Here is a 15,179-nt window from a genome sequence, read left to right as displayed (position 1 = left end):
TCACTGATCCAAAAAGAAGGGGGAACTGCGTGAAGATGAACTTAAGTACAAAGATTATCTCATTATTTATTATTGGTGGCTTAGTGCCTTTGATTGCAATTGGAGTATTGAGTTATTATAGTTCCAGCAAAGCATTGGAAAAACAGGCGTTTAACCAGTTGGTTTCTGTGAGAAACATAAAACAAGCCTTTATTGACGAGTGGTTTTCAAAGAGGAAAAGCGATGCCGTTACTCTTGCAAAAAATGAGATGGTCATTAATGCCGTAAAGGAATTTAAAAATGCATTTAGCGTTGTAGGAGCAGAAAAGGTGCGGGATTTGTATATTACCAAAAATCCATTTCCAGCCGGCAAAAAATTGGAATATTTTGACGCACAGGATGGCAGCAATTACAGCAAGTTGCACGCACGTTTCCATCCCGTCTTTAAACAATATCTCGAAGAATATGGATATTATGATATTTTTCTCGTAGATGCTGAAACAGGAAATATCATTTACACGGTTTTTAAAGAACTTGATTTCGGCACTAGTTTAATTTCTGGACCTTATAACACGAGCAATATTGGAAGGCTCTATAAAGAGGTTAACGCTGCGAATACCGGCAATGATCGTAGCTATTCAAAACTGGCTGATTTCGAACCGTATGCCCCTTCGAATGGAGACCCAGCTTCTTTTATTGCCAGCCCAATTTACGACGGTGGCCAGAAGGTCGGTATACTTATCTTTCAGATGCCTATCAATAAAATTGATACCGTCATGCAAGAACGATCGGGTCTGGGTGAAACGGGAGAAACGTATCTGATAGGTGCAGATAAATTGATGCGTTCCAATTCGAGATTCTCAGAAAAACCCACAGTTTTGGTTAGTAAGGTTGATACAGAGGCTGTAAAAGAGGCCATTGGAGGTAAAACCGACTGTAAAGTTATTAATGATTATCGTGGCGTACCTGTTTTAAGTGCATATGCGCCTTTTAATGTATTCGGCATGAATTGGGCAATTATAGCCGAGATCGACAAGGCAGAGGCGTTCAAGGCTGTTGATGACTTACGGAAATGGATGATTATTATTGGAATCGCTTCGGCTGGTTTTGTAGCAGGATTAGGCATCCTGGTTGTCAAGATTACCAGCAAGATATCGGGACTTTTCAGGGCGCTTTTAAACGATCTGACCGAGAGTTCCACACAGGTAGCCTCTGCTTCAGAACAGATCTCATCATCAAGCCAGAGCCTTGCCCAGGGGGCATCAGAGCAGGCTGCATCTATTGAAGAGACTTCCTCATCTATGGAAGAGATGTCTTCCATGACCAAACAGAATGCAGAGAATGCCCATAAGGCATCCGAATTAGCAACCTCTTGCTATCATTCTGCGCAGACTGGCAACGAGTCCATCACAAAGGTAAACGATTCAATGCAGGAAATCAACGAAAGCAGCAATAATATCGTAAGCATTATCAAGGTCATAGACGGAATTGCCTTTCAGACCAACCTCCTGGCACTCAATGCTGCCGTAGAGGCTGCGAGGGCAGGCGAACATGGAAAAGGCTTTGCGGTAGTTGCTGAAGAAGTGCGAAATCTTGCACAGAGGTGCGCCAGTGCGGCGAAGGATATTACCCGACTCATTGAAGATAGCGCAAAGAAGGTTACTTCAGGCACAGATCTTGTCAAACAATCGAGCGAAATCCTCAAAGAGATCGTTACGAAGGCAAAGAAGGTTACCGATCTTGTAAACGAAATTACAAACGCTTCGAAGGAACAGGCGGATGGAATAGACCAGGTCAGCAAGGCCATTACCCAGATGGATCAGGTTACACAACAAAACGCTGCGAATGCTGAAGAAACCGCTTCGTCCAGTGAGGAACTCTCAGCACAGGCGGAAAGCCTGAGAACGCTTGTGGATAGAATCGCCAGAGAGGTTGGCACTGGCAAAGAAAATGCCGTGGTTTCAAGGAAGGAGAATATGCAAGTAACGAAAAAAGAAGTATTTGTTCCTTCAAGCAAAAGAACCTTATCCGCCCGGAAAAAGACAGATCACCGTATTGCGAGAGGAAACAAAGACGAAGCTAGCATCGGGTCCAGTCACGATATACTGGACGAATCTTTGCAAGAAGAGAACGGGAAGAAACATGCCATGTTGGCCACCAAATCTAATCGCATAATCCCCATGTCAGATGATGAATTTAAAGATTTTTAAGCAAGGTGTAAATTTAAGCCTTCGGCGACTTTCTCAATGTAGAGTGAAGAGACCTTTCGCTCTACAGCCGAGGCTTTGAAATTCCTTAGGATTTAAATTATGACTTGGGCAACTAAATATTCCCCTCCCTCTGGTGGGAGGGGTCAAGGGAGGGTAATCGTTCTTTTCTCACCCCGCCTAATCTTTCCCATCAAGGGGGAGGAACTAATTGCCTGTAAAACTAAACGTCAAAAAAGGAGGAAAAATGGCAATCCAATGGACTGAAAATTTGGCTGTGGGCGTAGACATGATTGATAATCAGCATAAAGGAATATTTAGCAGGGTAAACAATCTGCTGAGCGCAATGGCACAAGGGAAGGGACGGGACGAAGTGGGTAAAGTAATAACATTTTTGGCAGATTATGTGGTAAAACACTTCCGCTCGGAAGAAGAACTCATGATCAAAAATAACTACGATGGCTACCCGTCGCAGAAGAAAGAGCACGCTCAGTTTATACAAGACTTTTCTGGTTTAAAAAAAGAATTCGAAACAAGCGGTGTTACCTCACATTTGGTAATACAAGTTCAGCAAAGGTTATGTAATTGGTTGACGAATCACATCGGGAACGAGGATAAAAAAATTGGTGCGTTTTTGAAGGAGAAGGGGTAACTCTCAACATAAATGGAAAATTAAATATCAAAATGCAGATACAAGGTGTAGGGTGGGTTAAACAAAGCGAACCCACCACCATGAAGGTGGATCCGGCGCAGGAAACTGCACCTTAAACATTAAATTATTACATTTAACAAGTGAAAGGAGAACCACATGCAAGCAGTAATGGAAAAGGGAAAAAAATCAGGTGCCTCGGAGGCCCTGTTGTATGAAGGAAAATACCTGACCTTTGTGTTGTGCGGTGAGGAGTATGGCATAGAGATACTCAAGGTGAGGGAAATTATAGGTATTATGAATATAACACCCGTGCCTCAGACACCCATTTACATGAAAGGGGTGATTAATCTCCGTGGAAAGGTAATTCCCGTAGTAGACCTAAGGCTAAAATTCGGATTTCAGGAAACTGACCATACAAAAGAGACATGTATTATCGTGGTGGAAGTCAAAAACAAACTCACAGGAGTCCTTGTAGATACAGTCTCGGAAGTACTCGATGTTAATGGTGAGGATTTGGAGCCTGCACCTCATCTTGGAGAAGGTATTAATACTGAAATCTTTTTGGGCATGGCAAAGATAAAAAACAAAGTGAAAATTCTCCTCGACATAGACAAGGTTTTAGGCACGGAAGAGATTAATATGGTCGAAAGTTTAACGAGTGTAAGCTAATTTTGTTTTTTTCCATAGAAACAGTGACTTTAGCATAAATGTAAAAAAGTAACTACTTAGGGTTTAGGGTTTAGGGTTTAGGGTTAGAGAGATGAAGATTGAAAGGTTTGAAGATATTGAGGCTTGGCGCTTGGCACGCGAATTAACGAGGAAAGTACACCGTCTGACAAAAAAGCCGGAATTTGCCAAGGACTACGGACTCAAAAGACAGATACAAGAAGCTTCGGGGTCATCGATGCATAATATCGCCGAAGGTTTTGATTCTGCTACAAATGCCGAGTTCATCCGGTTCTTACGGTACGCTAAACGGTCTTGTACGGAGGTTCAGAGCGAACTCTATGTTGCCCTGGATGAAGAGTATATATCCTCCCACGAATTCAAAGAAGTCTATGGGCAAGCGGGAAGAAAACGCGCTGCCGTCCATGGATTTATCAAATATCTTAAGAATTATGAAAAAAGTAAAACAACCAACCCCGAACCTGATAATCCAAGTAGTTACGCAAAAAGTATAACAACCGAGGAATAACATAGAAAAATGAAAAAAACGGGAGGAAAAAAATGATTGGTAAAATGAATATGATGACAAGACTCATTGTTACGATTATCGCTGTCATTGTGGTCTCGACATGCATTTTGACGTATATCAACACAAAAAGACAAAAGGCACAGATGTTGGCGGAGGTACAAAAACAGGCAAGAATGGCAGCAGATCAATTAATTTCTGCGAGAAAGATAATTGCGGAAAAGCAAAAGACAATAAACACGGATTCCAAAGGCAATTTTGAATTCAAGGGCGTGATTCCGGCAGTTTTAGGACGGGAGATCTCAGAACATTTCAGTCAAACAACCATCTTTAAGATGAAACAGACGAGTATTAAATACAGAAACCCGGCAAACAAGCCTGATGCATGGGAGATCCACCAGTTAGAAAGATTTGAGAGAGAGCCTGGTTTAAAAGACATCTCAGAAATAGCGAAATTAGAGAACGGCACGGAGGTCTTCCGATTAATGGTACCCCTAAAGATCGAAGAAGCATGCCTGAACTGTCATGGAGATCCGTCAACGAGTCCCACCAATGATGGTAAAGACCTGGCGGGCAGACAAATGGAGAATTACAAACTGGGAGATATTCGTGGCGGAATAAGCGTAACTGCACCGATGGCCGCCGTAAATGCAGCAATTTCCTCGAATAGAAATTTCAACATCATAGGAAATGGAATTTACGTGATTCTGATAGGGACGATAGTCTTTTTTATCGCCAGAAATATCACATCTTTGCTTAAGAGACTGGTTTATAACTTAAAAAATGGCGCCGAAGAAGTCACTTCAGCAGCAAACCAGATTTCTTCTTCCAGCCAGTCTCTTGCTGACGGGGCATCACAACAGGCCTCTTCAATAGAAGAGACCTCTGCTTCAATTGAAGAAATGGCCTCAATGACAACAAAGAACGCTGATAACGCAAAGGAAGCCAATCAACTTGCAATCAAGACAAAAACATCTGCTGAAAGTGGAAATGAGGCCCTGGATACCCTGCAGACAACTATGCGGGATTTAAATTCAGGCAATGACAAAGTCCTTTCGATAATCAAATCAATTGATGAAATAGCATTTCAAACGAACCTTTTGGCTCTTAATGCGGCAGTTGAGGCAGCAAGGGCAGGAGAGCATGGAAAAGGATTTGCCGTTGTTGCAGAAGAGGTGCGCAACCTTGCACAAAGGTGTTCCGTAGCATCTAAGGAAACTGCGGACTTAATCAATTCGAGGGTGGTAAGTACCGAGAATGCTGCAAAGATTGCCGATAAATTCGCAGCCAATCTTAAAGAAATTGTAACCGAGGCTAAGAAGGTAACAGACTTAGCAGGGGAAATTGCCGCTGCCTCGCAGGAACAATCGGATGGAATTAATCAAATATCCAAGGCAGTTACAACAGTGGACACGGTTATACAACAGAATGCGGCAAATGCAGAAGAGTTAGCGTCATCGAGTGAAGAATTATCCGCACAGGCTGAAAATCTGAAGGCTATTATACAGGAGTTGGCTATGGAAATCGGGAATATTGACGACGATTTGAAAACTTCTGAAAAAGCACAACTTCATACGTATTTCGAAAAGAAATCTCAATCATCAAGAAAAGATGTCTCTTGCAATAAAAGTAAGCAAACGACTCAGATTAAAAAAGCCGATAACTCTTCAAAGCCGGTTGATAAGGCGAACGGTAATGGCACTGCAAGAGGTGAGAGGGTACTAGCCAGGACGCCGGAAGAATTAATACCTCTCAATAACGATTTCAAGGATTTTTAGTGCCTAAAAAGTGTAACTATCCGGTGTTAGCCGCAAAAAGGCACATAATGCACAAAAAAAGTTATAAAATGAAAACACATGACTGATTTTGCGCATTTTTGCGGCTAACCCGAATAATTAAATCGAGAAAGGAATTTTCCGGTGAACAATACTCAGTGTATGATTACAGTTGGTGTTGGCGATCTAAAGATTGCACAAGCGCCTCATGTATTAAAGACATTGCTCGGTTCATGCATTGGAGTTGTGTTACATGATCCGGTAAACAAGATTGGCGGACTTCTGCACATAATGCTGCCAAAAAAAAATGGTACTGATTTAAAGATTACTAAATACGCGAATACTGGACTCCCCTATTTTATCTATCAAATGGTTACCTATGCAGGCGGTTCCAGAAGCGCTCTTTACGCTAAGATCTTTGGCGGTGCAAAGATGTTCAATGCTAACGGTCTGCTGAATATCGGTGAATCAAATGAATTAGAAGTACGACGGATATTGAAAGAAGAAGGAATCAGGATAGTTGCGTCGCGAACTGGTGGTACAAAAGGATACAATATTATATTTGATACGAATACTGGTGATGTGACATGCCGCATATTTGGTGAATCAGTTGTGGTCTATTAGTATTGCCCTCTTGGTTATAAGTGCCAAATAACAAGCTCCAAACAACAATTTGTTATTTATCTGTGATTTGGAATTTGTGATTTAGAATTTTTGATTACGAGCCTTCGTACCCTTTGTGTCTTTGTGGTTATGAAAGTTTGATAGAAAGAGGAAGGTAAAAAATGAATATTACTCAAGATCGCCTAAAAATATTGGAAATTATGTCAAGCCTCAGCATTGATCGCGCATCCAGGGCATTATCAAAGTCACTGAGGACAGGCGCAAGAATTTCCCTTTCAAAAGTATCCATTGCTGATCTTAGTGAGGCTACAGAGAAGATGAATGAAGATCAAAGAGAAATGATAAGCGTTATGGTTAATTTTAAGGGAAACGAGGGTTGCAGGCTTTTATTCATGTTGCCCCTGGAAGGATCATTAATCCTTACAGACCTATTTCTTCGACAACGCATTGGAACCTCAAAAGAATGCGATGTTTTTACGGAAAGTGCGGTACAGGAACTCGGAAACATTCTCGCCAGCCACATCAGCAATGCACTAGTTTCGGATTTTAATGCAAAGTTAATTCCACAACCACCACAGGTACATAACGATTATGCAGGGGTCATATTTTCGAACCTTGTACTAGAACAAGGCATGGTGGATGATAAGCTCTTACTGATAGAAACAATATTTGAAATTAGTGGTACCGAACTCGAATGTTATCTGTTTTTGGTTCCTGAAATGACATCGTTTGCGAAATTGTTAGATTCTATAGGAGTAAAAACATGAAAAAGATATTAGTAGTAGATGATGCAAAAGTCATAAGAATGATAATCAGGCAAGTTTTGACGCGCCATGGATTTGAGATTGCAGGAGAGGCCGGTAATGGCAGGGAGGCATTAGAAAAGTACAAGGAATTGAGACCCGATGCGGTAACCATGGATATTGTAATGCCAGAAGTTGATGGAATTCAAGGGCTCAAAGAGATTATTGCCTTTGATAAACAGGCAAAGGTCGTCATGATTTCCGCCATTGACCAGCAAGACGCATTAATGGAATCCATCCGGCATGGGGCAGCCGATTACGTGGTCAAACCATTTGAAGATGACCGTATGGTAGCATCACTTCGGAATATATTTGGTGAAAACAATAATGTTTCGGTAGGCAGTAGGCAGTAGGCAGTAGGCAGTAGGCGACGGTCTCTTAAAAGGATATTTTGCCCTTTTATAACAAAAAATATCTGAGGAAAACAGGAAGGCAAGAAAATGGGACTTGAATTTAAAAAATTGACAGATGATATCATTGTTCGTTCCTATTTGAAAGCAGTTAGACAAAGACACGGCTTGATCTTAAACTATGCAAAACCAATTTTGGAAATCAAAAGAGTAATTTTTACAGAATAATATTCCTGATCTTCCTGCTTTCTTTAGATGCTATTTAAGGTTTTTAAGGAAAATACCTATGGACATCGATATCAACGATAAAGAATTTTCTCTTTTCCAGCGCTTAATCTATGACGAAAGCGGAATAAATCTTACCCCGGCAAAAAAAGAGTTGTTGAAATCCCGATTAATGAAGCGCTTACGAGAAAGATCGTTGACCTCATTTAAAGAATACTATAAATACGTTACCGAAGCAGATACAACGGGTGAAGAACTGATCAGTATGCTTGATTGCATCTCTACAAACCTCACGGAATTTTTCAGAGAAGCAGCACATTTTGATTTCCTTTCAGAAAAGGTAATTCCTTTCTTAGTGGAAGATAAAAGAAAAAAAAAGGAAAAAAAGATCAGGATATGGTGCGCAGGCTGCTCAACCGGTGAAGAGCCATACAGTATTTCAATGATACTGGCAGAATGCATAAAAGAGCTCTACGAATGGGATATAAAATTATTAGCTACCGATTTGTCGACCCGGGTTTTAAAAAAGGCCATGCAGGGAATATACGCAAAAGACCGGTTAAAGGGTATTCCCCTTCAAATGCTAAACACCTATTTCGAAAGGGGAGCACACAATTTCAAAGATCATTATCAAATAAAAGATTTCTTAAGAAACCTGATCGCATTCAGGAGGCTTAATCTTACCGATAAAACCTTTCCTTTCAAAGGACAATTTGATTTTATATTTTGCAGAAATGTAATGATCTATTTTAATAAACAAACCCAGACTGAGTTGGTATCAAAATTTTACAAGCACCTTACCCCTAATGGGTATCTTTTCGTAGGTCATTCTGAAAGCCTTGCCGGCACTGAAACCAGATTCCGGTACGTACGACCCACAATTTATCAGAAGTAACTCAATTTCAAATCAAAGATGCAAGTAAGGAGGCTTAACATGCTAAAAAAAATAAAGGTATTGATTGTGGATGATTCAGCTGTGGTCAGAAAAATATTATCTACAGGTTTAAGCAGGGATCACGGAATTGAAGTCGTGGGAACCGCAGCGGACCCATTTATTGCCAGGGACAAAATCATAAATCTAAAACCTGATGTAATTACCCTTGATATAGAAATGCCCAGAATGGATGGCATCTCCTTCTTGCAAAGATTAATGACATACTATCCGTTACCGGTCATTATGGTTAGCTCATTGACACAGGCAGGTTGCGAAACTACGTTGAAGGCTTTAGAAGTAGGCGCACTGGATTTTGTCGCGAAACCATCACTGGATGTTTCACACACTCTCTATGAGATAGTAACCGAATTAGCAGAAAAGATAAAAGAATCAGCAGGAGTTAAAGTTAAGAAGAAAGAATATTTTAAAAATACCGGCAGTAAAAATACCACTGCCATGCACACAGAGACGAGCCATGCATTGATCAATAGCACGCACAAGATTATTGCAATTGGGGCGTCTACAGGTGGAACGGAAGCGCTCAAGACGGTGCTGATGCAGATGCCTCCGAATGCGCCGGGAATATTGATTGTGCAGCATATGCCACAATTGTTTACAAAATCATTTGCTGACCGTTTGAATTCTCTTTGTTCTGTCGAAGTGAGAGAGGCTAAGGATGGCGATAGTATTATTCCTGGCCTGGTGCTGATTGCGCCAGGAAATTATCATATGGAATTACGAAGAAATGGCGCCCGATATTATGTGACGACAAACCAGGAACCGCCTGTTCGTCGTCATAGACCCTCTGTAGAAGTCTTATTTGATTCAGTTGCAAAATATGCAGGGAGCAATGCCGTCGGTGTAATTATGACTGGTATGGGTGATGACGGTGCAGGTGGTCTCCTGAAAATGAAGGAGGCGGGTGCTAAAACAATGGCTCAGGATGAAGAAAGTTGTGTGGTATTTGGCATGCCCAAGGAAGCAATCAAATTGGGTGCGGTCGATACGATTGTTCCGCTTCATAAAATTACCCCTTCCATTTTATCATTGTTAACCAAGATGTGATTTATTTCATGAAGATGAAAAACTAAGCACTTCCCATAAAGCGTAAAAAGTGTTTCACAAGTCCAGGATCAGTTGCAAAGTGGACGTGGGTATAAGAACCCAGCACCCTGTCAGCAATGAGACCATCAAACCTTGATTTTTTGTCATTGCATTTAGAAATTGCATAAGCAAATCGTGTATCTTCGGGCACATGCAGTGATGACCAGTGAAATTCGTGGGCCTTAAATCTATCACCTTTTTCACACAGGAGATTATCGTGTATCGCCTGAACTGTAATGTAGCCCAATCCCTGCCTCTTGTTCTCCATTTTTGTCATCCCTTTCAGTATTCCACACATCTCGTATGTCTTCTTTTTAAAATCTATCAACTGTTCAAGCAGATACATCATTCCTCCGCACTCTCCATAAATAACCACACCATTCTTGTGCGCTTTTCGTATGGATTCTTTCATAGTGGTATTCGATGCAAGCAAAGCGGCATGTAATTCAGGAAAGCCACCCCCCAGATACAAACCATGAATGCCCGCAGGCAGATATTTATCATACAGTGGACTAAAATACGCTAGCTCAGCCCCGTATAACTCAAGAAGGTCAAGATTGTCCTGATAATAAAAATTAAATGCTTCATCCACAGCAACGGCAATTCTAAAATTAAATCGCTCATTAATCTCAGAGAATACCGTCTTCTTAAATGAAGGAAGATTATTTGGGGAGGACGCAATACCGATCAGTGTATCGATATCCACAGTGGTCGACAACAAATTCCCGATTTTTTGATACGCAGCCTTTGAGAACTCCTGTTCTATTGACGGCACTAAACCAAGGTGTCGCTCTGGCAGTAGTATTTCTCCATCAAAAGGCAGATATCCCAATACAGGGATATTGCAATTGTCTTCAATAGATTTTTTAAGAGACGTATAGTGCCGCTCACTCCCAACTCTGTTCAGGATTACTCCTTGTATTTTTACATCTTTATCAAAATGTTTATACCCCAATACAATTGCACCTGCACTGCGTGACATCCCCTTTGCGTCCATTACCAATATCGCAGGCACATCCAATATCTTGGCAAGATGCGCTGTGCTCCCAAATTCCGACCCATCAAGACTGCCGTCATATAACCCCATCACTCCCTCAATCACTGCCATATTCGATCCCATAAAGGCATGTTCGAATAATTCCAGACACACATCACGATTCATCAGCCATGTATCCAGGTTACGAGACGGTCGTCCTGTAATGGCCATATGATGCGATGGATCGATATAATCAGGACCGACCTTAAAGCCCTGTACCTTGTATCCTTTTTCCTCCAAGACAGACATTAAGCCAAGGGTAATGGTCGTCTTACCCACACCGCTATGCGTACCAGCTATCAGTATCCTTGGATAATAAGACGAAGTTTGTTTCATAGCCTGAATAAATTTGCCAAATAAGAAAACATCATAAACGACTGGCAATAAACAAAGAGATTTCTGATTAACTCAAAATTGTATATTGTTACTCAATATTGGTCAAGTATTTCGTCTTAAATTAGACCTTCGGTAATTTTTTGCCACCAAGCGCAAAATTTGGCGCAAGGATTACACCCGAGATTGTCGCCTCCGCAAAGGATCGTGGAAGGCAACATTCGCCGTGGGCATAAATAGTTTTACAGGTAAAGACTAAAAATAAAAGAGCTATAGCCGAAATTTTCATACATACCTTTTTCTTTTTTTTATTAAGCGCATGATAGCGTGATTGCAGTGGAATTTTATTTAAACAGATTTTCAGCATTTACAGAGAGGCGAAGCATTTACTGTTATTACCTCGCGCAGCATGGCCGCAACCAAAAACAACCGCCCCTCTTTCCCCTCCTTCGCAAGGAGGGGATGAAAGGGGAGGTAAAAATAATAAATAATATTTTCTTGTTCCTCCTTCGCATGGAGGGGACTTCGTCGTGAGTGCTCAGTCGAACGATGAAGGGGATGTAAATACTTACCAAAAAAGAAGCAAGTTTGTCCGTGCCACCCGACGTCCCCCTTTAAATACAAGGGAGTTTCTCTCTCATCACCTTGCCGGGGAGATGCAGTACTCTCACAAACCATAGAAGCCCCGCGGTAACAGCATTAGTGATTATGGCCACCGTGCCCTCCATCACCTCCGTGTCCTCCATGATTGCCGCCGTTGCCACCTCCCGGCCAATATCCCGCGACCGGCAGAAATTCATCAATTGCTTCGTCGGAAGGATATACGCTAATCTCAAATCCTTCGCCACAACCCTCAGGGAGGGGATTCTTTTCCAGGTCTCTTACAACCCTCAGATAGGGCCAGAAACCCACCGATACGACGTCCGGATCATTAAATTTTTCTGTTAAACGACCCATCCATATATCGGCGCGGTCATCGTCATTTTCATTCTTAGATTTTGTGCAATAGTTGGCAATGGCAATGTATACGGTCATCGCCGTTGCGCAGGAATCTGCTTTAAACACAGGAAAGGTTGCACGCCATGGGATAAGCCCCGTAAAACCATCCTTTAATGAGCCGTTTGTGAAGACAAATGCCCTGACATCCTCCGTTTTTTCCTCACCGTGTGAGATAAAGGACGGGACGGTTCCGACCAGTTTGTTGATTTTTTTGAAAAGGCTGTTTACGGCAGGACTTGCACCCATCACAGCGTTGCCCGTTATATGGTCCGAAAGAGTTACTGACTCTTTTGTGTCTGTGCGTTCGGCAAGAGAGTCTGCTCCATTGGGGAACACAATGCTCATTGCCCTCACGGGTTGACCATCACAGCCGTGAGGGATACTAAAGTTGTTGAGGCCCGTCGTTCCTTCAAGCTCGTCGCGGGAGCTGTAATTCGTAGGGGTATTTTTTGACATGACCGTTGTATGAGCCATAACATTTCCTGAAGTTATCATTGTTCCAATCATTGCGATAATGGCAAGGTAACCTTTACGATTTATCATAAGTTCATTTCTCCATTTTTTTAAATTATAAAATTCCCGGTGTTCATCTCACACTTTACAATCAATTTACAAGGCAGCTCACGGAAGGCGTTTCCGTCATGAATGATGGAGAATCCGCTAAACAAAACGGCTCTTTGCCTGCATGATCTTTTCCCTTAATACATAAATCGTTGAGCAAATTGATTGAGAGTAAACGCTTAAATTATGCCTTCGGCAACTCCCCCCCTGTCTCCCTCGCTTAAGGGAAGATTATGGGGGTAATTGAAATTCCCATACGTTAAAGAAGCCGACAGGGGATAGCATTCCGAGGAACAACAAAGCAAATCGTAAAGCGGAGTTTTTCGTGCTAATATCCCCGGATACAGCGCCTATAAGCGTTTACTTTATCTGCTGGTTGGACTTTATACGGGACAGCGCGGGGGTTTTTCGGGAGGTGATACCATAGGTTCACAGATGTGCACCATGATATCGCTGGCAAGAAAATACAAAAATGCTATTTGGGGAATTACAAAATCATCTTCCAGGACATATTTCAGTTCGGTGTTTATCACGCTGATTCCATCACTACCGGATTTACACATCAGGCTGCTGATGAATGATTGAAAGCCGTTTTTCTGTTTCTTTGCGTCATGGTGAGATTTTGCATAATTTCCCTGTGGTGAACAACAGCAATTCGTCCTGCAATCAGATGCCGATTTACAGCCACACTCGTGATCTTTACAGGGAAATTCGCCGGATTTCACTGAAACATTGAAGTTGATGCCACTGCCACACAATGTGTGGCTGAGAAAAATGAGGATTTGAATACAGGCAAGAATCTTGTTCGTATTGCTCACAGCTATATGCGCTTAAAAAGATTGATCACAGAAATTTCACCGGAAAAATTGGGAATACGCCTTCAAAGACCTCACTGGTTCAACCGTCCTAGGTTGAACCGAAATATTTGGTATAATTTCTTCTCTATCGTTTCTCTTTTTTATTCTATAGGCCGATTATTGATTCTGCAATACGCGCAAAATCAATTCCTTTTTTTAAAACAATTTGCCGTCTCCTTTGTAAAACATTTATATTATTAGGGCTATAAAAATTATCTGCACTGAAATATATCGGGAGATCCAGTCTTAAAAGTTTCTTTATTGAAATACACAATGCAATACTGGAATAAATCAGGCAGAAATTCAAATATCAAAAAGTGGCATCCATGATCCCTGGTTATCATTCTTACTTTTTCATGTATTGAATGACTGGCATTTACCATCCCAGCACATAAGCAAAAATGAGTGGCGCAACGATGGTAGCGTCTGATTCGATGATGAACTTTGGGGAGTCCTTGCCGAGCTTGCCCCAGGTAATCTTTTCATTTGGCACTGCGCCAGAATATGATCCGTAGCTTGTCGTTGAATCGCTGATTTGACAAAAATATGCCCAAAGTGGCACTTCAGGGCGTCTCAGGTCCTGATGAAGCATCGGCACCACACAGATGGGGAAATCTCCTGCAATGCCACCGCCGATTTGAAAAAAGCCCAGTCCCTTCGGGACGATCTGCATGTACCATTCGGCCAACAAGACCATATACTCTATCCCCGTTTTAACCGTGTGGATATTCCTGATTTCACCGGAAATACAGTGTGCGGCGTACATGTTACCGAGCGTTGAATCTTCCCAGCCCGGGACAAAAATGGGTAGATTTCGGATCGCTGCTTCCATCAGCCAGCTATCTCGCGGGTCGCTTTGATAATATTCCCTGAGCTTTCCACTCAGCAGAACCTTGAACATAAACTCGTGCGGGAAAAAACGCTCACCCCGACAATCGGCATCGGTCCACTCTTCAAGCATTGCGTTTTCAATACGCCTCAACGCTTCTGCCTCAGGGATGCAGGTGTCGGTTACACGATTCAGATGTTGCTTAAATAAATTTTCCTCGTCTCCGGGGGTTAACTCACGATAGTTTGGAATACGTACGTAATGGTTGTGTGCAACCAGATTGAAGACATCTTCCTCAAGATTTGCACCGGTACAGCAGATACCGTGAACCTTATCCTGACGAATCATCTCCGCAAGGGAAAGTCCGAGTTCGGCGGTGCTCATTGCACCGCCCATTGTTAAAAACATCTTTCCACCATTTTCAAGATGCCGCTTGTAAGCCCTGGCCGCATCTATTGTGACTGCGGCATTAAAATGCCGGTAATGATGACTCATAAATTGAGTAATGGGGTCCTTTGTCGTTTCGTACTTATCTTCATGTGCTATTGTGACTTTTGTCAACCCTGGCCGGATAAAGTCTGTTTTCATAATATGATATGTTCCTTTTCGTTTATCAAATGCTGTATCACATTCGTCTCCCTTGTTTCATGCCCTGAATTTTTCAAAACACAACTGACACTCGATATAGTTATCACTATTCCGCAGGTTTGGTAAAATAC

At 41.9% G+C, this 15,179-nt stretch carries 15 protein-coding genes; 10 read left to right on the top strand and 5 right to left on the bottom strand.

The genetic code is table 11. From position 1 onward, the window contains the following. Window positions 1-29: 29 nt before the first annotated feature. The 10 genes from E3K36_10295 (at window position 30) to E3K36_10250 (ending at window position 9,806) form a co-directional block, all read left to right on the top strand. Window positions 30-2,189: a methyl-accepting chemotaxis protein gene (locus tag E3K36_10295; GenBank protein MCF6155623.1), complete on the top strand. Its 2,160-nt coding sequence runs from the start codon at window positions 30-32 to the stop codon at window positions 2,187-2,189. A gap of 244 nt (window positions 2,190-2,433) precedes the next feature. Continuing rightward, entirely contained in the window at window positions 2,434-2,838 is a 405-nt protein-coding gene (locus tag E3K36_10290; protein ID MCF6155622.1) for a bacteriohemerythrin, read from the top strand. A gap of 168 nt (window positions 2,839-3,006) precedes the next feature. Beyond that, window positions 3,007-3,507 carry a purine-binding chemotaxis protein CheW gene (locus tag E3K36_10285; GenBank protein MCF6155621.1) on the top strand — a complete coding sequence of 167 codons (501 nt, stop codon included), beginning with the start codon at window positions 3,007-3,009 and terminating at the stop codon, window positions 3,505-3,507. Window positions 3,508-3,598: 91 nt separating this feature from the next. Beyond that, on the top strand, window positions 3,599-4,033 hold the full coding sequence (locus tag E3K36_10280) for a four helix bundle protein (protein MCF6155620.1): 435 nt from the start codon (window positions 3,599-3,601) through the stop codon (window positions 4,031-4,033). 32 nt (window positions 4,034-4,065) lie between these two features. Further along, window positions 4,066-5,808 (top strand): DUF3365 domain-containing protein, encoded by a 1,743-nt coding sequence (locus E3K36_10275; protein MCF6155619.1) that lies wholly within the window; start codon window positions 4,066-4,068, stop codon window positions 5,806-5,808. 159 nt (window positions 5,809-5,967) lie between these two features. Then, window positions 5,968-6,429 carry a chemotaxis protein CheD gene (locus E3K36_10270; protein MCF6155618.1) on the top strand — a complete coding sequence of 154 codons (462 nt, stop codon included), beginning with the start codon at window positions 5,968-5,970 and terminating at the stop codon, window positions 6,427-6,429. 161 nt (window positions 6,430-6,590) lie between these two features. Beyond that, window positions 6,591-7,196 carry a hypothetical protein gene (locus E3K36_10265; GenBank protein MCF6155617.1) on the top strand — a complete coding sequence of 202 codons (606 nt, stop codon included), beginning with the start codon at window positions 6,591-6,593 and terminating at the stop codon, window positions 7,194-7,196. Next, window positions 7,193-7,585, top strand: coding sequence for a response regulator (locus E3K36_10260; protein ID MCF6155616.1), 393 nt, complete (start codon window positions 7,193-7,195; stop codon window positions 7,583-7,585). Before E3K36_10265 ends, E3K36_10260 begins: the two co-directional genes overlap by 4 nt. A 283-nt stretch (window positions 7,586-7,868) precedes the next feature. Next, window positions 7,869-8,702: a protein-glutamate O-methyltransferase CheR gene (locus E3K36_10255; GenBank protein ID MCF6155615.1), complete on the top strand. Its 834-nt coding sequence runs from the start codon at window positions 7,869-7,871 to the stop codon at window positions 8,700-8,702. Window positions 8,703-8,741: 39 nt separating this feature from the next. Then, on the top strand, window positions 8,742-9,806 hold the full coding sequence (locus E3K36_10250) for a chemotaxis response regulator protein-glutamate methylesterase (protein ID MCF6155614.1): 1,065 nt from the start codon (window positions 8,742-8,744) through the stop codon (window positions 9,804-9,806). Between the two features lie 22 nt (window positions 9,807-9,828). On the opposite strand, the gene E3K36_10245 is transcribed toward E3K36_10250, so the two are convergent. From E3K36_10245 to E3K36_10225, 5 genes are all read right to left on the bottom strand, one after another. Continuing rightward, a complete protein-coding gene (locus E3K36_10245; GenBank protein MCF6155613.1) occupies window positions 9,829-11,217 on the bottom strand; it encodes a cobyrinate a,c-diamide synthase in 1,389 nt (462 codons plus the stop codon). Between the two features lie 357 nt (window positions 11,218-11,574). Then, window positions 11,575-11,892, bottom strand: coding sequence for a hypothetical protein (locus E3K36_10240; protein ID MCF6155612.1), 318 nt, complete (start codon window positions 11,890-11,892; stop codon window positions 11,575-11,577). Window positions 11,893-11,913: 21 nt separating this feature from the next. Next, entirely contained in the window at window positions 11,914-12,756 is an 843-nt protein-coding gene (locus E3K36_10235; GenBank protein ID MCF6155611.1) for a hypothetical protein, read from the bottom strand. Between the two features lie 401 nt (window positions 12,757-13,157). Continuing rightward, entirely contained in the window at window positions 13,158-13,592 is a 435-nt protein-coding gene (locus E3K36_10230; GenBank protein ID MCF6155610.1) for a hypothetical protein, read from the bottom strand. A gap of 415 nt (window positions 13,593-14,007) precedes the next feature. After that, on the bottom strand, window positions 14,008-15,048 hold the full coding sequence (locus E3K36_10225; protein MCF6155609.1) for a deoxyhypusine synthase: 1,041 nt from the start codon (window positions 15,046-15,048) through the stop codon (window positions 14,008-14,010). Window positions 15,049-15,179 lie beyond the last annotated feature (131 nt).

Source organism: Candidatus Brocadia sp. (assembly GCA_021646415.1).
In the GTDB taxonomy this organism is placed as follows: Bacteria; Planctomycetota; Brocadiia; order Brocadiales; family Brocadiaceae; genus Brocadia.
The sequence above is the reverse complement of the archived record's forward strand: the minus strand, read 5'-3'. Positions and strand labels throughout refer to the sequence as shown.